At 69.4% G+C, this 20,408-nt stretch carries 15 protein-coding genes; 6 read left to right on the top strand and 9 right to left on the bottom strand.

What is annotated here, in order from left to right:
* Positions 1-344: 344 nt before the first annotated feature.
* From QRN89_RS25660 to thyX, 3 genes are all read right to left on the bottom strand, one after another.
* Positions 345-2,030 (bottom strand): ribonuclease J, encoded by a 1,686-nt coding sequence (locus QRN89_RS25660; protein WP_290351725.1) that lies wholly within the window; start codon positions 2,028-2,030, stop codon positions 345-347.
* A 125-nt stretch (positions 2,031-2,155) separates the two neighbouring features.
* The gene (dapA, locus tag QRN89_RS25655; RefSeq protein WP_290351724.1) at positions 2,156-3,055 is read right to left on the bottom strand and encodes a 4-hydroxy-tetrahydrodipicolinate synthase; all 900 of its coding nucleotides are present in this window, start codon (positions 3,053-3,055) and stop codon (positions 2,156-2,158) included.
* Positions 3,056-3,243: 188 nt separating this feature from the next.
* Positions 3,244-4,023, bottom strand: a complete 780-nt coding sequence (gene thyX, locus QRN89_RS25650) for an FAD-dependent thymidylate synthase (protein WP_384073689.1) — start codon at positions 4,021-4,023, stop codon at positions 3,244-3,246.
* Between the two features lie 150 nt (positions 4,024-4,173).
* Here thyX and QRN89_RS25645 point away from each other — a divergent pair, with 150 nt between their 5' ends.
* Both QRN89_RS25645 and QRN89_RS25640 read left to right on the top strand, forming a co-directional pair.
* Complete coding sequence (locus tag QRN89_RS25645; protein ID WP_290351722.1) at positions 4,174-4,413, top strand: hypothetical protein; 240 nt, start codon at positions 4,174-4,176, stop codon at positions 4,411-4,413.
* Positions 4,414-4,550: 137 nt separating this feature from the next.
* Complete coding sequence (locus QRN89_RS25640) at positions 4,551-5,099, top strand: SCO5741 family PH domain-containing membrane protein (protein ID WP_290351721.1); 549 nt, start codon at positions 4,551-4,553, stop codon at positions 5,097-5,099.
* Between the two features lie 242 nt (positions 5,100-5,341).
* Here QRN89_RS25640 and QRN89_RS25635 read toward each other — a convergent pair whose 3' ends face one another.
* The 6 genes from QRN89_RS25635 to eccD all read right to left on the bottom strand — a co-directional run bounded on the left by QRN89_RS25635 (position 5,342) and on the right by eccD (position 12,499).
* Positions 5,342-5,794, bottom strand: coding sequence for a tetratricopeptide repeat protein (locus tag QRN89_RS25635; RefSeq protein ID WP_290351720.1), 453 nt, complete (start codon positions 5,792-5,794; stop codon positions 5,342-5,344).
* 7 nt (positions 5,795-5,801) lie between these two features.
* A complete protein-coding gene (gene dapB / locus QRN89_RS25630) occupies positions 5,802-6,554 on the bottom strand; it encodes a 4-hydroxy-tetrahydrodipicolinate reductase (RefSeq protein WP_290351719.1) in 753 nt (250 codons plus the stop codon).
* A gap of 56 nt (positions 6,555-6,610) precedes the next feature.
* A complete protein-coding gene (locus QRN89_RS25625) occupies positions 6,611-7,990 on the bottom strand; it encodes a M16 family metallopeptidase (protein WP_290351718.1) in 1,380 nt (459 codons plus the stop codon).
* A complete protein-coding gene (locus tag QRN89_RS25620; protein ID WP_290351717.1) occupies positions 7,987-10,209 on the bottom strand; it encodes a polyribonucleotide nucleotidyltransferase in 2,223 nt (740 codons plus the stop codon). Before QRN89_RS25620 ends, QRN89_RS25625 begins: the two co-directional genes overlap by 4 nt.
* Before the next feature lie 280 nt (positions 10,210-10,489).
* A complete protein-coding gene (rpsO, locus tag QRN89_RS25615) occupies positions 10,490-10,777 on the bottom strand; it encodes a 30S ribosomal protein S15 (RefSeq protein ID WP_059415298.1) in 288 nt (95 codons plus the stop codon).
* Positions 10,778-10,999: 222 nt separating this feature from the next.
* Positions 11,000-12,499 (bottom strand): type VII secretion integral membrane protein EccD, encoded by a 1,500-nt coding sequence (eccD, locus tag QRN89_RS25610; RefSeq protein ID WP_290351716.1) that lies wholly within the window; start codon positions 12,497-12,499, stop codon positions 11,000-11,002.
* Positions 12,500-12,723: 224 nt separating this feature from the next.
* On the opposite strand from eccD, the gene eccCa reads away from it, so the two are divergent.
* The 4 genes from eccCa to QRN89_RS25590 all read left to right on the top strand — a co-directional run bounded on the left by eccCa (position 12,724) and on the right by QRN89_RS25590 (position 20,373).
* Entirely contained in the window at positions 12,724-16,692 is a 3,969-nt protein-coding gene (gene eccCa, locus QRN89_RS25605; RefSeq protein WP_290351715.1) for a type VII secretion protein EccCa, read from the top strand.
* Positions 16,693-16,925: 233 nt separating this feature from the next.
* Positions 16,926-17,510, top strand: a complete 585-nt coding sequence (locus QRN89_RS25600) for a hypothetical protein (RefSeq protein ID WP_290351714.1) — start codon at positions 16,926-16,928, stop codon at positions 17,508-17,510.
* Between the two features lie 62 nt (positions 17,511-17,572).
* Positions 17,573-18,082, top strand: coding sequence for a hypothetical protein (locus tag QRN89_RS25595; protein ID WP_290351713.1), 510 nt, complete (start codon positions 17,573-17,575; stop codon positions 18,080-18,082).
* 2 nt (positions 18,083-18,084) lie between these two features.
* Positions 18,085-20,373 (top strand): hypothetical protein, encoded by a 2,289-nt coding sequence (locus QRN89_RS25590; protein WP_290351712.1) that lies wholly within the window; start codon positions 18,085-18,087, stop codon positions 20,371-20,373.
* Positions 20,374-20,408: the final 35 nt, after the last annotated feature.

Below are 20,408 nucleotides of genomic sequence, written 5' to 3'. Positions count from 1 at the left end.
AGGAACGGACGCTTCCTTCGTACTCACCCGCAGAACATTCTCTCGGGCTTTCCTCCGGGCGCTTCCCTTCGGTGTTTCCAACCCTACCAGATCCGTTTTCCGTTCCGTTCCCGGTTCGGAATTCATTTCCGGTGGCCGTTGGAGGGCCTTTTGTCTTTCGACTGCCTTTCGGCGCATCCGACTTTATCAGAGATTCTGAGTCGGATTTCCCGGCCCGTTGTGAAGACCTTTCGAGCGCACACCAGTGCGTCGGGTTTCCCTCGGGCGGAGACGCCAACGTACTGGAGCGGGGCGGCCCGATGCAAATCGAGGGCCGCCCCGCTCCGGGCACAGTCGACGAGCCGTCAGACCTCCACGACGACCGGCAGGATCATCGGCCGGCGGCGGTAGGTGTCGGAGACCCACTTGCCGATCGTGCGGCGGATCAGCTGCTGCAGCTGGTGGGGTTCGGCGACGCCATCGGCGCCGGACTTCTGGATGGCTTCCTCGATCTTGGGCATCACCGCGTCGAAGGCAGCGTCCTCGATACCGGATCCGCGGGAGTGGACGTTCGGCCCGCCCACGACCTTCCCGGTCGTCGAGTCGACCACCACGAAGACCGAGATGATGCCTTCCTCGCCGAGGATGCGGCGGTCCTTCAGGGAGGCCTCGGTGACATCGCCGACGGAGAGGCCGTCGACGTACACGTACCCCGCCTGGACCTTGCCGCTGATCCTGGCCTTGCCGTCGACCAGGTCGACGACGACGCCGTCCTCGGCGATCACGATGTGGTCCTTGGGGATGCCGGTGAGGGCTCCGAGCTCGGCGTTGGCGCGGAGGTGGCGCCACTCGCCGTGGACCGGCATGAGGTTCTTCGGCCGGCAGATGTTGTAGAAGTACAGCAGCTCGCCGGCCGAGGCGTGGCCCGAGACGTGGACCTTGGCGTTGCCCTTGTGGACGACGTTCGCGCCCCAGCGGCTGAGCCCGTTGATCACGCGGTACACCGCGTTCTCGTTGCCCGGGATCAGCGAGGACGCCAGGATCACCGTGTCGCCCTGCACGATCCGGATCTGGTGGTCCCGGTTCGCCATGCGGGACAGCGCCGCCATCGGCTCGCCCTGCGAACCGGTACAGATCAGCACGACCTTCTCGTCGGGCAGGTCGTCGAGCGTCTTGACGTCCACGACGAGCCCGGCCGGCACCCTTAGGTATCCGAGATCGCGGGCGATGCCCATGTTGCGGACCATGGAGCGGCCGACGAAGGCGACCTTGCGGCCGTATTCGTGGGCCGCGTCAAGGATCTGCTGCACACGGTGGATGTGGCTGGCGAAACTGGCGACGATGATGCGCTTCGTGGCGTTGGCGAACACGCCGCGCAGCACGTTCGAGATGTCCCGCTCCGCGGGGACGAAGCCGGGGACCTCGGCGTTGGTCGAGTCGGACAGCAGGAGGTCGATGCCCTCCTCGCTCAGGCGCGCGAAGGCGTGCAGGTCCGTCAGGCGACCGTCCATCGGGAGCTGGTCCATCTTGAAGTCGCCCGTGTGCACGACCGTCCCCGCGGGGGTGCGGATGGCGACCGCGAGCGCGTCCGGGATGGAGTGGTTGACCGCGATGAACTCGCAGTCGAAGGGGCCGACGTGCTCGCGCTGCCCCTCCGCGACCTGCAGGGTGTACGGACGGATGCGGTGCTCCTGGAGCTTGGCCTCGATCAGGGCGAGGGTCAGCTTGGAGCCGATCAGCGGGATGTCCGGCTTGAGGCGGAGCAGATACGGCACACCACCGATGTGGTCCTCGTGACCGTGCGTGAGCACGATGCCCTCGACGTCGTCGAGTCGGTCCACGAGGGTGGTGAAGTCCGGCAGGATCAGGTCCACACCGGGCTGCTCCTCCTCGGGGAAGAGGACGCCGCAGTCGACGACCAGGAGACGGCCGCCGTACTCGAACACGGTCATGTTGCGGCCGATCTCGCCGAGACCGCCGAGCGGTGTGACGCGCAGGCCACCCTTGGGGAGCTTCGGCGGAGCGCCGAGTTCGGGATGCGGATGACTCAAAAGACTCTCCTCACGACGCGCGCCACGTACCGCTTGGGCACGTGGCGCGCATGACATTCGTGCACTTGCTGTTGTTGTCCGGTCGTTCGTATTCAGTTGGACTTATTCAGTTGTGAAGTCTGTGGTTACAGCTGTACCCCGCCGGCCGCGAGGTCGATCTTCAACTGGGCGGTCTCGGCCTCACCGAGCTCGACGAGCGGGAGCCGCAGCGGGCCGGCGGGCAGGCCCTGCAGGGCGAGCGCGGCCTTGGTGGTGATGACGCCCTGGGTGCGGAACATGCCGGTGAAGACCGGGAGCAGCTTCTGGTGGATCTCGGTCGCCTTCTGCACCTCGCCCGCGGTGTAGGCGTCGACCAGGGCGCGGAGCTCCGGGGTGACGACGTGGCCGACCACGGAGACGAAGCCGATGGCGCCGACGGACAGCAGCGGCAGGTTGAGCATGTCGTCGCCGGAGTACCAGGCGAGTCCGCTGCGGGCGATGGCCCAGCTGGCACGGCCGAGGTCGCCCTTCGCGTCCTTGTTCGCGACGATCCGCGGGTGGTCGGCCAGGCGCACGATCGTCTCGGTGTCGATCGGGACGCCGCTGCGACCGGGGATGTCGTACAGCATCACCGGGAGTCCGGTGCTGTCGGCGATGGCCGTGAAGTGCCGGAGCAGGCCCTCCTGCGGGGGCTTGTTGTAGTACGGGGTGACGGCCAGCAGGCCGTGCGCGCCGGCGCGCTCGGCGGCACGTGCCAGCTCGATGCTGTGGCGGGTGTCGTTGGTCCCGACCCCGGCGACCACATGCGCCCGGTCGCCGACGGCCTCGAGGACGGCCCGGACGAGCTGGTCTTTCTCCGCATTGCTGGTGGTCGGGGACTCACCGGTGGTGCCGTTGATGATCAGGCCGTCGTTGCCTGCGTCCACCAGGTGGGTGGCGAGCCGCTGCGCGCCGTCGAGGTCGAGCGCGCCGTCCGCCGTGAACGGCGTGACCATGGCGGTGAGGACCCGCCCGAAGGGGGTCTGCGGAGTCGAGATCGGTGCCATGGGTAACACGCTACTCGCTGCTCTGCGCGGAGGGTCCCCTTGGGGGACGTGACGTATCCCTGCTCAGTGGAGCCCGGCACTGCCTGCTCGGGGGTTCAAGCAGTGCCGGGTCCGTTTGATCAGCCTAGATGAACTTCTCGAAACGCCGCAATACGGACACCGAGTAAGGCTGACCGTACATCTGTGCCCTACGGGGCCACCCGACCGTTGGCATTGAAGGCCGCGTAGGTCAGGGGCATGAGCTTGGCCCAGTGCTCCTCCATCCGCTCGCCGACCATCTCGATCTCCCGCTGCGGGAAGGACGGGACCCTGGCCATCTCGTGCTGGGTGCGCAGACCCAGGAAGTGCATCAGCGAGCGGGCGTTGCAGGTCGCGTACATCGACGAGTACAGACCGACGGGCAGGACCGAGCGGGCGACCTCGCGGGCCACACCCGCGTCGAGCATCTCCTGGTACGCCTCGTACGCCTGGCGGTACGCGTCCTCCATCACCCGGCCGGTCAGCTCCTGCTGGGCCTGGGTGCCCTCCACGAAGACGTACTTGCCGGGGCGGCCCTCCTGCACGAGCTTGCGCGACTCGTCCGGCACGTAGAAGACCGGCTGGAGCTCCCGGTACCGACCGGACTCCTCGTTGTACGACCAGCCGACGCGGTGCCGCATGAACTCGCGGAAGACGAAGATCGGGGCGCTGATGAAGAAGGTCATCGAGTTGTGCTCGAAGGGGCTGCCGTGACGGTCCCGCATCAGGTAGTTGATCAGGCCCTTCGAGCGCTCCGGGTCCTTGGAGAGCTCCTCGAGCGACTGCTCGCCCGCGGTGGAGACCCGGGCCGCCCACAGCACGTCGGAGTCGCCGGCGGTGTGCTTCACCAGCTCGACGGTGACATCGCTGCGGAAGCTGGGCTTGATGTCGTCGGGGTTCCGGGTCACCGGCGGGGGTCCTTCCAGTCGCGTCGCACGGGCGGCGCCCATTCTCTACGGTCGCTCGTTACAACGATCAGCGGGGGCGGACCGTCCCGGTTCCTCCCCGCCGATTCGCTGGATTCGGGCACCAAACTCCGGTTATACGCGTCTGTACCAGTAGCCACGTTTCGTCACACACCCCGAAGGGGGCTCGCTCCCATGTTCCGCCGGCGAGAAGCCGTTCCGTTCGCGTTCGTCGCCGAGGCCGACCGCTTCCGCAGCAACGTCGCCCCGCCGCCCCGGCGGCGGCCCAGCGCGTCCCAGCTCGCGGGCCGCACCCTGATCGGCCTGACCGTGGTGGCCGGGCTGGTCGGGTCCCTGCTCTTCGGGCTCCCGGCACTGGAATCACCGGTCTCGCCCAAGGCCCCCAGCCAGGCGCAGCAGTCCGAGAACCGCTGACGCCCGCTCTCGCCGGTCCCGGCCGGTCGGCAGGTCCCGGGAAGCACCCCCATGGCCCCCCTGGGGTGGCCGGTCGCTGGTCGCCTCGGTAGCCTCACCGGTCACAGCCCCAAAGTGGTGACGAGTGAGGACCAGCCGTGCCCCTGCCCTTTCTGACGGCGGACCGTGCCTTTGACGCCGCGGACGATGTCGCACTGCCGTTCGACGATCATGATCTGTGGCGACGTCCGTACCGTCCGGGCCCCTGGCGGGTCGCCGGGGCAGCCCTGCTCCTGTTGCTGGCCTCGTTCGTGCTGCTCGCAGCCATGATCATCGCTTTCGCCGGGGCACTGCCCGGAGCGGCGGTCTGCATCGGCATCGCCGCCCTGCTCATCTGCGGGGCACTGCGGATCCTGCGCATGGGCACCTGGGTCAGCCGGCACGGGCTGCGGCACGTGGCGATGTTCTCGACCACCACCCTGCCGTGGGCGAAGGTGAAGGCCCTGCGGACCGCGCAGCAGCCGGTTCGGTGGCTCGGGCTGCCGCGGACGGTCCAGGGGCAGGCGCTGATCCTCGTACGCGACGGCGACGAGCCGGTCACGCTGCTCACCGACCACAACGGGGACTTCCTGTCGCGCGTCGAGGCCTTCGACCGCGCGGCGGACACCATCGAGGCGTGGGGCACGGAGTACGGCCCGGACCGCTGAGCCGGTCTCCACCTCGTCTCACGAGCCTTCCCCATCACGAGAGCGGCCCGGGTGCGCCCGGGCCGCTCTCGTGTCCGGCAGGGAACGGCCCCGCCGCATCCGGACACGCGCGGCCCCGGGCCGAAGCGCCGCCCCGTGCCGCACGAGGCCGAGCCGGCCCGGGCCGCCGCATACCGCAGCACAAGCGGGTCCCGGGCCGGAACAAGCCCGCCGACCGGCCGGACTGCGGGCGAGGAGAGGTGTCAGGCCCCGAACGGCCGTCCCTCGTGGAGCGCGATCGCACGCTGCATCGCCTTGCGGGCCCGCGGGGTGTCCCTCGCGTCGTGGTAGGCGACCGCGAGCCGGAACCAGCAGCGCCAGTCGTCCGGCGTGTCCTCCGTCTCGGCACGGCGCTTGGCGAAGACGGCGTCGGCGGAGTCGCGGTCGATGCGCCCGCCGGGCGTACGGACGAGTTCGTCCTCCGGCAGTCCGCCCTCGGCGTCCAGTTCCGCGGCCAGGGCGTTGGCCTTCCTGACGAACTGGGTGTTCTTCCAGAGGAACCACAGACCGATCAGCGGCAGGATCAGCACCGCCACGCCGAAGGTCACGGTGAGCAGGGTGCCCTGCTCGATGAGCAGCACGCCCCGACTGCCGACCAGGACGAAGTAGACGACCAGGACGGCAGCCGTGACGAAGTAGGTGATCTTGGCGCGCACGGGGTCCTCAGCCGAGGTCGAGGTAGTTCTCGAGGCCGAAGGTCAGCCCGGGCGTGTCCACCACGCGGCGCACCCCGAGCAGGATGCCCGGCATGAAGCTGCTGTGGTGCAGGGAGTCGTGGCGGATGGTGAGGGTCTCGCCCTCGCCGCCGAGCAGCACCTCCTGGTGGGCGAGCAGGCCACGCAGTCGTACGGCGTGCACCGGCACCCCGTCGACGTCCGCCCCGCGCGCGCCGTCGAGGCCGGTCACGGTGGCGTCGGGCTGCGGGGCGCAGCCGGCCTCGGCGCGTGCCGCCGCGATGAGCTGGGCCGTGCGGGTGGCGGTGCCGGAGGGAGCGTCCGCCTTGTTCGGGTGGTGCAGCTCCACGACCTCGACCGACTCGAACCAGCGGGCGGCCTGGGCGGCGAACTTCATGGTGAGGACGGCGCCGATGGAGAAGTTGGGCGCGATCAGCACACCGGTCTCCGGCGAGGCCGCGAGCGAGGTCCGCAGATGCGTCAGGCGCTCGTCGGTCCAGCCGGTGGTGCCGACGACGGCGTGGATGCCGTGACGCACGCAGAAGTCGAGGTTGCCCATCACCGAGGCGGGGGTGGTCAGTTCGACGGCCACCTGGGCGCCGGTCTCGACGAGGGTCTCCAGCTTGTCCCCCCGGCCCAGCGCCGCGACCAGTTCCAGGTCGTCGGCGGCTTCGACGGCTCGCACGGCCTCGGCGCCGATGCGGCCCTTGGCGCCGAGGACGGCCACGCGCAGCTTGCTCATTGCTCTGCTCTCTCTACGGGACGACGGGGACAGCGGGGACAGCGGGGACAGCGGGACTACGAGACCGATTCGTGCAGGCGGTCGGCCTGCTTGTCCTTCAGCGGGCCGATCACCGACAGCGACGGCCGCTGTCCCAGGACCTCCCGGGCGACAGCGCGGACGTCGTCGGGCGTGACGGCGGCTATGTTCGCCAGCATGTCGTCGACGGACATCTGGGCGCCCCAGCACAGCTCGCTCTTGCCGATGCGGTTCATGAGCGCGCCGGTGTCCTCCAGGCCGAGGACGGTGGAGCCGGAGAGCTGGCCGACGGCCCGGTCGATCTCGTCGTCGGCGAGCCCCTCGTTGGCGACGCGGTCGAGCTCGTTGCGGCAGATCTTCAGCACGTCGTGGACCTGGCTGGGCCGGCAGCCCGCGTAGACGCCGAAGAGTCCGCAGTCGGCGAAGCCCGAGGTGTACGAGTACACGCTGTACGCGAGGCCGCGCTTCTCGCGGACCTCCTGGAAGAGCCGCGAGGACATGCCGCCGCCCAGAGCCGTGTTCAGCACGCCGAGCGCCCAGCGCCGCTCGTCGGTCCTGGCGAGGCCGGGCATGCCGAGGACGACGTGCGCCTGCTCGGTACGGCGGTCGAGGACCTCCACACGGCCCGCGGTGCGCAGCTTCCGCAGGCCGTCACGCGGGGCGACCGGCCTGGCGTCCGTCCGGGTCAGGGCACCGGCCTGCTCGAAGGCCCTGCGGACCTGGCGCACCACGGTGGCGTGGTCGATGTTGCCCGCGGCGGCGACGACCAGGTGGGTCGGGTCGTAGTGCTTGCGGTAGAAGCGGGCGATCTGCGGGCGGTTCAGCGCGTTGATCGTGTCGACGGTGCCGAGCACGGGGCGGCCGAGGGGGGTGTCGCCGAACATGGTGCGTGCGAACAGGTCGTGCACGACGTCACCGGGGTCGTCCTCCGTCATCGCGATCTCCTCGAGGATGACACCGCGCTCGGCGTCCACGTCCTCGTCGAGGATCAGCGAGCCGGTGAGCATGTCGCACACGACGTCGATCGCCAGCGGCAGGTCCGTGTCGAGGACCCGCGCGTAGTAGCAGGTGTACTCCTTCGCCGTGAAGGCGTTCATCTCGCCGCCGACCGCGTCGATCGCGGCGGAGATGTCGAGGGCCGAACGCTTGCGCGTGCCCTTGAAGAGAAGGTGCTCCAGGTAGTGGGTCGCGCCGTTCAGCGAGGGGGTCTCGTCGCGCGAGCCGACGTGGGCCCAGATGCCGAAGGTGGCGGAGCGTACGGACGGCAGGGTCTCGGTCACGATGCGCAGACCGCCCGGCAGGGTGGTCTTGCGCACCGTGCCGATGCCGTGCTCGCCCCGGAGAAGCGTTTGGGTACGGGCGACGGCCCGCGCCTCCGAGGAGGTGCGGGCCGTCGTCCTGGCACTACGGGACGTCACTTGTCGGTGTCGTCCTTCTTCTCGTCGTCCGCGCCGTCCTCGCCCTCGATCACGGGGATGAGGGACAGCTTGCCGCGCTGGTCGATCTCGGCGATCTCGACCTGGACCTTCTGGCCCACGCCCACGACGTCCTCGACGTTCTCCACGCGCTTGCCGCCGGCGAGCTTGCGGATCTGCGAGATGTGCAGCAGGCCGTCCTTGCCCGGGAGCAGGGAGACGAACGCACCGAAGGTGGTGGTCTTGACGACCGTGCCCAGGTAGCGCTCGCCGACCTCCGGCATGGTCGGGTTGGCGATGCCGTTGATCGTGGCGCGGGCGGCCTCGGCGGCCGGGCCGTCGGCGGCACCGATGTAGATGGTGCCGTCGTCCTCGATCGTGATCTCGGCGCCGGTGTCCTCCTGGATCTGGTTGATCATCTTGCCCTTGGGGCCGATGACCTCGCCGATCTTGTCCACGGGGATCTTGACGGTGATGATCCGCGGGGCGTTCGGGGACATCTCGTCCGGGGTGTCGATCGCTTCCATCATCACGTCGAGGATGTGGAGGCGGGCGTCGCGGGCCTGCTTGAGGGCCGCTGCCAGGACGGAGGCCGGGATGCCGTCCAGCTTGGTGTCGAGCTGGAGGGCGGTGACGAACTCCTTGGTGCCGGCGACCTTGAAGTCCATGTCACCGAAGGCGTCCTCCGCACCGAGGATGTCGGTGAGGGCGACGTAGTGCGTCTGGCCGTCGATCTCCTGGGAGATCAGGCCCATGGCGATACCGGCGACGGGGGCCTTCAGCGGCACACCGGCGTTCAGCAGCGACATGGTGGAGGCGCAGACGGATCCCATGGACGTCGAGCCGTTGGAGCCGAGGGCCTCGGACACCTGGCGGATCGCGTACGGGAACTCCTCGCGGCTCGGGAGCACCGGCACGATCGCGCGCTCGGCGAGGGCGCCGTGGCCGATCTCGCGGCGCTTCGGCGAACCGACACGGCCCGTCTCACCGACGGAGTACGGCGGGAAGTTGTAGTTGTGCATGTAGCGCTTGCGGGTCACCGGGGAAAGGGTGTCCAGCTGCTGCTCCATGCGGAGCATGTTCAGGGTGGTGACGCCCAGGATCTGGGTCTCGCCACGCTCGAACAGGGCCGAGCCGTGAACCCGCGGGATGGCCTCGACCTCGGCGGCCAGCGTACGGATGTCCGTGACGCCGCGGCCGTCGATGCGCTTCTTCTCCTTGATGACGCGCTCACGGACCAGGGACTTGGTCAGCGAACGGTACGCGGCGGAGATCTCCTTCTCGCGGCCCTCGAACTCCGGCAGCAGCTTCTCGGCGGCCAGCGCCTTCACGCGGTCGAGCTCGGCCTCGCGCTCCTGCTTGCCGGCGATGGTGAGCGCCTGGCTGAGCTCGCTCTTGACGGCGGCGGTGAGCGCCTCCAGGACGTCGTCCTGGTACTCGAGGAAGACGGGGAACTCACCGGTCGGCTTGGCAGCCTTCGCGGCGAGGTCCGCCTGGGCCTTGCACAGGACCTTGATGAAGGGCTTCGCGGCCTCGAGACCGGCGGCGACGACCTCCTCGGTCGGCGCCTCGGCGCCGCCCTTGACGAGCTCGACCGTCTTCTCGGTGGCCTCGGCCTCGACCATCATGATCGCGACGTCGCCGTCCTCAAGGACGCGCCCCGCGACCACCATGTCGAAGACGGCGTCCTCGAGCTCGGTGTGGGTCGGGAAGGCCACCCACTGGCCGTTGATCAGCGCGACACGGGTGCCGCCGATCGGGCCGGAGAAGGGCAGGCCGGCCAGCTGCGTGGAGCAGGAGGCGGCGTTGATCGCGACCACGTCGTACAGGTGGTCGGGGTTGAGCGCCATGATCGTCTCGACGATCTGGATCTCGTTGCGCAGGCCCTTCTTGAAGGAGGGGCGCAGCGGCCGGTCGATCAGGCGGCAGGTCAGGATCGCGTCCTCGGACGGCCGGCCCTCACGGCGGAAGAAGGAGCCGGGGATCTTGCCCGCGGCGTACATCCGCTCCTCGACGTCGACCGTCAGGGGGAAGAAGTCCAGCTGGTCCTTGGGGTTCTTGGACGCGGTGGTGGCCGACAGCACCATGGTGTCGTCGTCCAGGTACGCGACGGCGGAGCCGGCGGCCTGCTTGGCCAGTCGGCCCGTCTCGAAGCGGATCGTACGGGTGCCGAAGGAGCCGTTGTCGATGACGGCTTCGGCGTAGTGGGTCTCGTTCTCCACCAGCGATATCTCCTCGTCTGCGTCCCCCGGCCCGCAGGGCGGGAGGACGGTGGCGGAGAAGCGCGCCTTGCGTGCGGGCCGGTCTTCGATCGAAGCACCCGGTCGACATGGCTTCCGGGGGCCACTACCGAGGACCGGCGGCGGAGGAGCGCTCCTCCTCGTTCGGTATTCCGTTTTCGTATGGCGTTGTGCGACCAGACTACAAAGCGTCTGTGACACTCCGCACGTACAGCAAAGGGAGCGGCCCCCTGGAAGTGGGAACCGCTCCCTTCACAGCGTCTTACTTGGCGCCGGCGGCACCGCGGCGGATGCCGAGGCGGTCGACCAGCGTACGGAAGCGCTGGATGTCCTTCTTGGCCAGGTACTGCAGCAGCCGGCGGCGCTGGCCGACCAGGATCAGCAGACCACGGCGGGAGTGGTGGTCGTGCTTGTGGGTCTTGAGGTGCTCGGTCAGGTCCGAGATGCGGCGGGAGAGCAGTGCGACCTGGACCTCGGGGGAACCGGTGTCGCCCTCCTTGGTGCCGAACTCGGACATGATCTGCTTCTTCGTGGCGGCGTCGAGAGACACTCGGTACTCCTCTGGGTGTTCGATGCGCCTGCGAGTGCCCCTGGTCTTGGTCTCAGGGGAGCTTCCGTGACTCGGAGGCGAAGGCACGATGGGCGCTGCTCCCAGATGCTCCGGGTGCGCGTACACAAACGGCCGTCACACAGAGTACCAGCTTCCCGCACCCCGGCCGGGCAGCCGCCCGGCCGGGCGCCCGGTCGCGGGCCTCGGGGGCCGCGCGGCCGGTCAGGACGTCAGCGCGCGGATGGAGTGGTACACGCCGAACACGGCCAGGCACAGCGGTACGAGCGTGAGCAGGACGAACGTCTCCGCGACCTCCAGGAAGCGGCCCCAGAAGGGGGTGACGCCCTTGCGCGGGACGATCAGCCCGATGGCGGTGATCACTGCGCCGACGCCGGCGACCGCGGCGGACAGCCACACCGTACGGATGTCGAGGCTCGTGCCGTCACCCTTCAGGGCGGCGACGACCAGCTCCGTGGGCGGGTTCAGGGACAGTCCGAGCCCGAGCAGGACCAGCGAGCCCAGGCCGGCCGCCAGGGCGCAGCCGACCTGCGCCGTGTAGCGGAACAGATGGGCGCGCATCAGCATGGCGATGCCGGTGGCCAGGGCGAGCAGCTGGCCCCAGACGTCGTCGGAGAAGCCGAGCACGGCGGCCGAGCCGACGGCCAGCAGGGCGCAGCCGCCGACGAGGCCGACGAGCAGTTCGTGGCCGCGGCGGGCCTGGGCGGCGATGCGCTCGGCGTCGACCGGGCCCTGGGGGGCCGGGTCGGCGCCGTAACCGCCGACGGCGGTGCGCGGGGGCTCGAAACCGACGGGGAGGCGGGCGAAGCGGGTGGACAGGCCCGGCAGGAAGGCCAGGGCCCCGACCGCGAGCGGGGAGCACACCGCGGCGGTCTCGGACGGCTCCATCCCCGTCGTGATCGCGACGAAGGTGACGATCAGGGCGACGGCGGCGGCGAAGGCGAACGCCACGAAGGGCCCGTCCCCGCCGGGGGCGACCATCGTCAGGATCACCGAGACCACCAGCACGGCGGCGCACGCGAGCAGGAACTGCAGCCGCCCGATGCCCTGGCCGGACGCCACCGGCAGCAGGCCGGCCCCGGCGACGGCGGCGTTCGCCATCGAGCCGATGCCGAGGGCGACGGCGGACCCGCGGTCCGTGTACACCCGGGCGCGCACACATGCGAGGGCGAGGAGCAGCACACCGGCGACCGCGGCCAGGACGCCCGGCAGACCGTGTGTGTCGTGGCGCGGGTCGGCCGACCACAGGACGAAGGCGAGCAGCACGAGCAGCGCCGAGCCGCCGAGGAGTCCGGCGCCGCGCATCAGACCGTCGGTCCAGAGCGTGCGGTCGCGGGCGACCGCGGACGCCACGGCGTCCGAGACGTCGTCGAAGACCGCCGGAGGCAGCGAGTCGGCGAAGGGCCGCAGGGAGAGCAGCTCGCCGTCGAGGATGCGCTGGGAGAGCAGGGAGCGCGCGCTGTCGAGCACGGTGCCGTCGCGGCGGACCAGGTGGTACCCCACCGGGGCGCCCTCGGCGGGGCTCTGCCCCGACAGCCGCAGGATCTCCGGGTAGAGATCGGCGAGGGCGATGTCCTCGGGCAACGCCACGTCGACGCGACCGTCCGGCGCGACGACCGTGATCCGGCAGAACCCGGTGCCGCCGCCGGACGGAGTCGCGGGAGCCGGCTGGCCCGTCCCGGTGGCCGCCGCTGAGGCCGTCATACTCACCTGCTGCATCCCCTCGTGATTCGCATGGACCGCAGGGCCGGAGCCGCGTTCCGAATGACCCTTTTTTTGCGGTAGTTCATGTGTGTGCAAACACGTCGGGCCACCCTACCGCCCGCCTCCGCACCCCCGCGCAAGTAGGATCCCTCCCCGCGGATGGAACCCGTCGCCACGGGGGCGCCGATAGGAACATTTCCGTCCGGCAAGGGAATTGGTGAGCTGTGAGTCAGATCGTCGTCAAGCGCCCACCACGGGTCCTGCCGTCCGAAGTGCCCGGAGAGCAGGTGCAGCTGCAACCACCGCCCGAGCTGCCGAGAGGGCAGCAGGAGGGCGCGCTCATGCAGTTGCTGCCGATGCTCGGCATGGGCGGTTCCGTCGTCTTCTTCTTCATGACGCCGAACCCCATCATGCGGATCATGGGCATGGTGATGATCGCGTCCACCGTGGCGATGGCGATCGCCATGCTGGTGCGCTACCGGCGAGGCACCCAGGGAGAGCTCGCCGGACTGCGGCGGGACTACCTCAAGTACCTGACGCAGACCCGGCGTACGGTCCTCAGGACCGCTCGGCTGCAGCGCGACGCCCAGTACTACCTGCACCCGTCGCCCGAGCAGCTGTGGGCGCTCGTGGCCGAGGGCAGCCGGGTGTGGGAACGCCGGGTCGCCGACGACGACTTCGGTCAGGTGCGCATCGGGCTCGGCAGCCAGCAGCTGGCGACTCCCCTGGTGGCGCCGGACACGGCGCCCGTGGACGAGCTGGAGCCGCTGACCGCGGGCGCGATGCAGAAGTTCATCACGGCGCACAGCACACTGGACGGCCTGCCGATGGCCGTGTCCCTGCGGGCCTTCTACCACCTGACCGTGAGCGGGGAGCCCGAGTCGGTGCGCTCCGCGGCGCGGGCGATGGTCGGTTCGCTCGCCTCCCTGCACTCCCCCGAGGACCTGGTCGTCGCGATCGCGGCCGACCCCGCGGCGGCGGAGCACTGGGAGTGGGCCAAGTGGCTCCCGCACGTGCAGGCCCAGGGCCCTGGCGACGGCGCGGGCAGCCGGCGCCTCATCACCACCGACGCCCGCGACCTGCAGGACATGCTCGCGAGCCGACTCGAAGGACGCCCGCGCTTCCAGGGCCCTCAGAACCCGCTGCTCGACCAGCCCCACCTCGTCGTCGTCCTCGACGGCCGCTCCGTGCCCCCGATGTCGCCGCTGGCCGCCGCCGAGGGCCTGCAGGGCGTGACGCTGATCGAGATCGTCCCGGGGGAGATGAACGCCCCGCGCGGCGGACTGTCGGTCGTCGTGCACCCGGACTCCCTGCGGCTGGAGTCGGGGCACGGCCTGGTGTACGACGGCACTCCCGACCGGCTGAGCGTCGAGGCCGCCGAGGCGCTCGCCCGGCAACTCGCCCCGCTGCGGGTCGCCATGGGCGGGGACGACGACGAACCGCTGCTGGCCAACCTCGAGTTCACGGATCTGCTCAACCTCGGCGACGCCGCCTCGGTGGACGTCAGCCGCACCTGGCGGCCCCGTTCGCAGGCCGAGCGGCTGCGGGTGCCGATCGGTGTGGGCGAGGACGGCTCGCCGGTCATGCTCGACCTGAAGGAGGCCGCGCAGGAGGGCATGGGTCCGCACGGTCTGTGCGTCGGCGCGACCGGTTCCGGCAAGTCCGAGCTGCTGCGCACCCTGGTGCTCGGTCTCGCCGTGACGCACTCGTCGGAGACCCTCAACTTCGTCCTCGCGGACTTCAAGGGCGGCGCGACCTTCGCCGGAATGTCGCAGATGCCGCACGTGGCCGCGGTGATCACCAACCTGGCGGACGACCTCACCCTGGTCGACCGGATGGGCGACTCCATCCGCGGCGAGCTGAACCGCCGGCAGGAGATGCTCCGCGACGCCGGCAACTACGCCAACATCCACGACTACGAGAAGGCGCGGGCCGCGGGCGCGCCGCTGCAGCCCATCCCGTCACTCGTGCTCGTCATCGACGAGTTCAGTGAACTGCTCACCGCCAAGCCCGACTTCATCGAGATGTTCGTCCAGATCGGCCGCATCGGCCGATCCCTCGGCGTCCATCTGCTGCTGGCGTCGCAGCGCCTGGAGGAGGGGCGGCTGCGCGGCCTGGAGACGTACCTGTCGTACCGGGTCGGTCTGCGGACTTTCTCGGCGGCCGAGTCGCGTGCCGCGATCGGCGTGCCGGACGCGTACCACCTGCCCAACGTCCCCGGCTCGGGCTATCTGAAGTTCGGCACCGACGAGATGGTGCGCTTCAAGGCGGCGTACGTCTCCGGGGTGTACCGGGCGAACGGACAGCAGGCGGTCACCCCGGGCGGCCCGCTGCCCGTGGACCGCAGGCCCGTGCCGTTCACCGCCGCTCCCGTGCCGGTCAGCTACGTCGAGTCGGCGGTGCGGGCGCCGGTGCCCGAGGCGCGCGGTGCCGAGGACGACGCGCTCGCCGACTCGGTGCTCGACGTGATCGTGAGGCGGCTCGAGGGCCGCGGCGCGGAGGCCCACCAGGTGTGGCTGCCGCCGCTGGACAACCCACCCCCGCTGGACGAACTCCTGCCGGGTCTGGGGCCGGTGGAGGGACGGGGGCTGACGCAGCCGGGCTTCGAGAACGCGGGCAAGCTCGTCGTCCCGCTCGGCGTCGTCGACAAGCCGTTCGAGCAGCGCCGTGACGTGCTCTACCGGGACTTCTCCGGCGCGGCGGGCCACATGCAGATCGTCGGCGGCCCGCAGTCCGGCAAGTCGACGCTGCTGCGGACGATCATCGCGGGCTTCGCGCTCACCCACACCCCGCACGAAGTGCAGTTCTACGGCCTCGACTTCGGCGGCGGCGGTCTGTCGTCGATCGCCGGCCTGCCGCACGTGGGGGGTGTCGCCTCACGTCTCGACCCGGAGAAGGTCCGGCGGACGGTGGCCGAGGTGTACGGCATCATGACGCGCCGCGAGGAGTACTTCCGCAGCGCGGGCGTCGACTCCATCGCCACCTACCGCAGGCTCCGGGCCCGCGGCGACATCTCCGTGGCGGACCAGCCGTGGGGGGACGTGTTCCTGGTGATCGACGGGTGGGGGAACTTCCGTACGGACTACGAGGGGCTGGAGTCGGCGGTCGTCGACATGGCGGTGCGCGGGCTGGGCTACGGGATCCACGTCATCCTGACGGCGTCCCGGTCGATGGACGTGCGCTCCAACATCAAGGACCAGCTGATGAACCGCCTGGAACTCCGTCTGGGCGACACCATGGACTCCGAGGTGGATCGCAAGATCGCCATGAACGTGCCGCCGGGAGTGCCCGGTCGCGGTCTGGTTCCCGAGAAGCTGCACTTCATGGCGTCGGTGCCGCGCATCGACGGAATCCATTCCGACAGCGATCTGTCCGAAGCGACCACCGCGATGGTGCAGGAGGTCAGCCGCCACTGGACCGGCGCCACCGCCCCGAAGGTCCGTCTGCTCCCGCGCGAGCTCCCCGGTCACCAGCTCCCGGCAGGGTTCGCCGAGCCCGGTCGCGGAGTGTCCTTCGCGATCGACGAGAACAACCTGGAACCGGTCTTCGCCAACTTCGAGCGCGATCCGTTCTTCCTGGTGTTCGGTGAGAGCGAGTCCGGCAAGTCGAACCTGCTGCGTCTGCTCATCAAGCAGTTGACGGAGCGGTACGACGCGAACGCCGCCAAGTTCTTCGTGATCGACAACCGGCGCGGCCTGCTCGACGTCACCCCCGCCTCGCACCTGGCCGAGTACGTGCCGATGTCGAACAACATGGACCACCACGTCGACGCGCTGGCGGATCTGATGCAGCGTCGCGCGCCGTCCGCCGATGTCACGGCACAGCAGCTCCGCGACCGGAGCTGGTGGCAGGGCCCGGACGTGTTCGTGGTCGTCGACGACTACGACCTCGTTTCCACGTCGAGCGGGAACCCGCTGGCCAAGCTCACCGAGCAGCTGCCCTTCGCGCGTGACGTCGGTGTCCGCTTCATCATCGCGCGCAACGCGGCGGGTGCGAGCCGCGCGGCGTACGAGCCGTTCCTGCAGCGGATGATGGAACTCGGTGCCCAGGGCCTGCTGCTCTCCGGCGACCCGACGGAGGGCGAGGTGCTCGGCGCCCGCATGCGGCCCATGCCTCCGGGACGCGGCATCTTCGTGTCCCGCCAGCGAGGGAAGCCGCTGGTCCAGACGGGCTGGTTGGGCGAGCCCCGGTGACGGCGGGCTCGCGGAGCGCCGTACCGCCCTCCGCGCTCCGCCGCAGCCGGCGTGCCGCCCTGGAGCGCTGAGCCGGACGGCTGCTGGTGGCGCTGCGTACATGAGGAACGCGGCGCCGCACCGCACCGCGCGATGTCCGGGCTTTCACGGACGCGGGCCGATGCCTGCACAGGCTGCGGAACGCCACCGGCCCTCGGACATGGCAGGGCCATCCAGAGGGAGAGATCAGGAGCATGACAGGATTCGCGGTCTTCATGGTGCTCTTCGGCGTGGCGTTCGTCGCGCTCGGCCTCGCCGACCAACGGGCGATCTGGTGGCGGTTCCAGGCCCGGCGTCACGCCGACGCTGCGTCGGCCGAGCCGTCCGACGCCGGCTTCCTCGTCCAGCGGCTGCTCTGTTTCGCGGCCGCGGGCCTGGCGTTCTGGGGCTCCTGGTCCAGCTTTCAGCTCGGCGCGCTGAGCCGGCCCGACCGGGCCGGTCAGGCGGAAGTGTTCGAGCGGACCGTCGCCGTGGCCGACTGGCTGGACGGATCGACGATGTTCCCGGTGCTGGCCTCGGACGACGGCTCCTGGGTCGAGCGGGTGGACCCGGAGCTCAGAGGACCGGAAAGGGACGACCCGACGGCCGTCCTGGTGTGGCGTTCGGGCGCTCTGGATCCGAAGGGCAACGTGGAGCACTACGAGGTGAGCAGCCAGGACGGCACCACATGCCTGAAGGTGACGGCCGTGCCCTCCCCCGAGCAGCCCGGTCCGGAGGGCATGTCGCCGAGCTACTTCGACGTGCGCGCCGACGCCTCGGAGGGCTCCTGCACGAAGTGAGCACAGGAACCGCAAACACTTCCTCTTGAAGTGCCAGATGAAGAGCCGGAAAGGTGTGGCAGATGTCGTGGGACGAGTGGGAACAGCTCAAGACGCAGGCGGCCGGGCGTCAGTCGGACCAGATGCAGCTGAACCGGGTGCCCGACGAGGGCGGCGGCGGGGGCGGCGGGAGCTACGGCGACCTCAGGGCTTCCGAGACCGACCTCGCGAAGATCGGCACGAATGCGTTCAAGCTGTTCAACCGGTTGTGGGACGAGGCACGAGTGGCCGGTCCCAGCAGTTCCAAGGCCGCAGAGGACCTCAAGACCCAGGGCTTCGAACTCGGTGCCGGGCTCGCACACGTGGCCAAGCGCTGGGACGAACAGCTCGGCTCCCTCCGGGACGCCTGCTCCCACATCTCCAACCACATGCGGGTCACCAAGAAGATCCACAAGGACGACGAGCACTACATCACCGGGCAGCTGAGCAGCATCGCCACCCTGGACAGCGGATTCGACGAACGGGTCGGGGAGCCGGGCGCGAAGAACAAGATCTACGGCGACAACAAGAAGGACGAGAAGGACAAGGACTAGTCATGGATCTCGAGACCCTTCGTTTCGCCAAGTTCGGCCTTCTCGACGAAGCCGTCACCGACTGGACGACCCTGATAGGCAAGCTCGCCAGCCTGAAGGAGGACGCCGACGACGGCCTCCGCGGACAGGCGAACAAGTCGAACTGGACAGGCGAGAACGAGAAGATCTCCAAGCAGTTCATCGGCAGAACGGCCGGCGAGTTCGCCGACGCCCATACCCAGGCCACGTCGATCCGCAACATCCTGAGGGACACCTGCAGCGAGCTCAAGGACTACCAGACCAAGCTCAATGACGCGATCGAGCGCGGGCTCAAGAAGAACCTCACCGTCGTCTCCACCGCCGGCGGCGGCTTCACGGTGAGCATGAACATCCATCCCGACCGGGCCGCGAAGGGGACGAGCGTCCCCAGCCACACCCAGGCGGATGTGACGGCCCTGCGGGACGAGGTGCAGAAAATCCTCGACGGCGCGACCCAGAGCGACAGCTCCGCGACCAAGGTCCTCAAGGCACTCGTCGACCAGAGCAAGCTCGGCTTCTCCGACGCCGCCTACGCGAACCGGGACACCGCCGCGGACGCGCTCAAGGAGGCCGATGCCCTGGCAAAGCTCGCGAAGAAGAATCCCGAGGACCTCACGGTCAAGGAATTCGACCAGCTCAACGCCGGCCTCAAGAAGTACGCCAACGACGACCTCTTCGCCGAGCGGTTCGCCACCAGCCTCGGCGGAAAGGGCACGCTGGAGTTCTGGGCCGACTTCAACAAGCCCATGGTCAATCCCGAGCTCATGCACGAGCGACGTGAGCAGATGGACGACCTCCAGAAGAACCTCGGGCTCACCCTGGCGACCGCCAGCCAGAGCGACACGGCCGCCATGGAGACCTGGAAGCGGGAAGTCGTGTCCTTCGCCGACAAGCCGCTGGAGAAGAACGGCGGAATGCCGTTCGGCGGTCAGGTCATGAGCAACCTGATGCGGTGGGGCGACTACGACGACAAGTTCCTGGACGAGTACGGCAACAAGCTCGTCGCCGCGGAGAAGAAGCTCACGCACAATGGCGCCCATGTCGCCTGGCAGCCCCTCGGCATGAGTCCGGTTCTGAACCACACGGGCACGGACACCGGGTGGGACCCGATGACCGGCTACTTCAAGGCACTCGCCAACAGCCCCGCCGCGGCGACCGAGTTCTTCGGCGACACGTTCGTCACGAAGGACGAGGACCACGACTTCAAAGTGGAGGGCAAGGACGACCGGCGCTCCCTCAGCAACTTCGAGTACTTCTTCGAAGAGCGCGACTGGCCTCACGACTACGACGAGGACCGCGAGGAGAGCATCGCGGGGCGGAACAACCTGGCGATGGCACTGGAGGCGGCGACGACCGGCCACCCGGCGGGCGAGATGCCGACGGCCGACCTCCCGCCGCACTCGGACGCCCAGGCCAAGCTGATGTCGGACATCGTCTCCTCCGTAGGTGAAGACCCAACGCGGCTCACCGATCACCCCCATATGTCCGACAGCATGGGTCAGATCGCCTCGGAGTACCTGCCAGACATCAACCGTGCGATCGCGGACGACCCCCACGGGAGCACCGCCAAGCTCTTCCCCTTGGCGGGCACGCAGGCCCAACTCGACCACAAGGACGTTTCGGCCTTCCTCGTCACTGTGGGGCAGAGTCCCGGAGGATACGCGGCCATCGAAGTGGGCCAAAAGGCCTACATGGCCGGCCTCATGGACTACCACCTCAATCCGGAACTCCCGGCGGACCAGCGCTATCCGCACTCGGCCCAGGACACGATAGAGGCGATCACCCGCCGTTCCGGTGAGGTGAGCGGGACGCTGTCCATCGGCATGCAGGAAGCCGTGCTGGGGCCGGCCGCCAAGGAGGCGAAGGAGTTCTCGGACTCGGTGGCACAACAGAAGAACGCATGGTCCGGGGCTGTCGGAACCGGCATCGGCGTGGGCGTGAGCTACATCGCGACACCGGTGGGCGGTGCGATCGCCGGCGGTGTCGCGAGTACCGTCAGCGGGATGGTCCTCGAGCACATTTTCCAGCAGTCCGAGACCGATGTCCTGACCGAAGCCAGCAAGGAGGCAGGCGGTCTGTGGGAGAAGGGCAAGGAGCAGAGCGCCGAACACGGCCAGATGGCAGCCGTCGACGCTGCCAAGGCTCATGGTCTCGCCCATCCGGACAGGGCGGCGGACTGGGCGCTGAAGGGCCGCGACGACGGCTTCTCGGACGCCGCCGCGAACGTCGGGCACATGGCAGACCACCTGACCACGGAGGTTCCCGCCGAATGACACACGTCAACATGCCCACGGCCCCAGGACGGACG

The sequence above is a fragment of the Streptomyces sp. HUAS CB01 genome, from assembly GCF_030406905.1.
Lineage (GTDB): Bacteria > Actinomycetota > Actinomycetes > Streptomycetales > Streptomycetaceae > Streptomyces > Streptomyces chengbuensis.
This window is presented reverse-complemented; position numbering and strand designations above follow the sequence as displayed.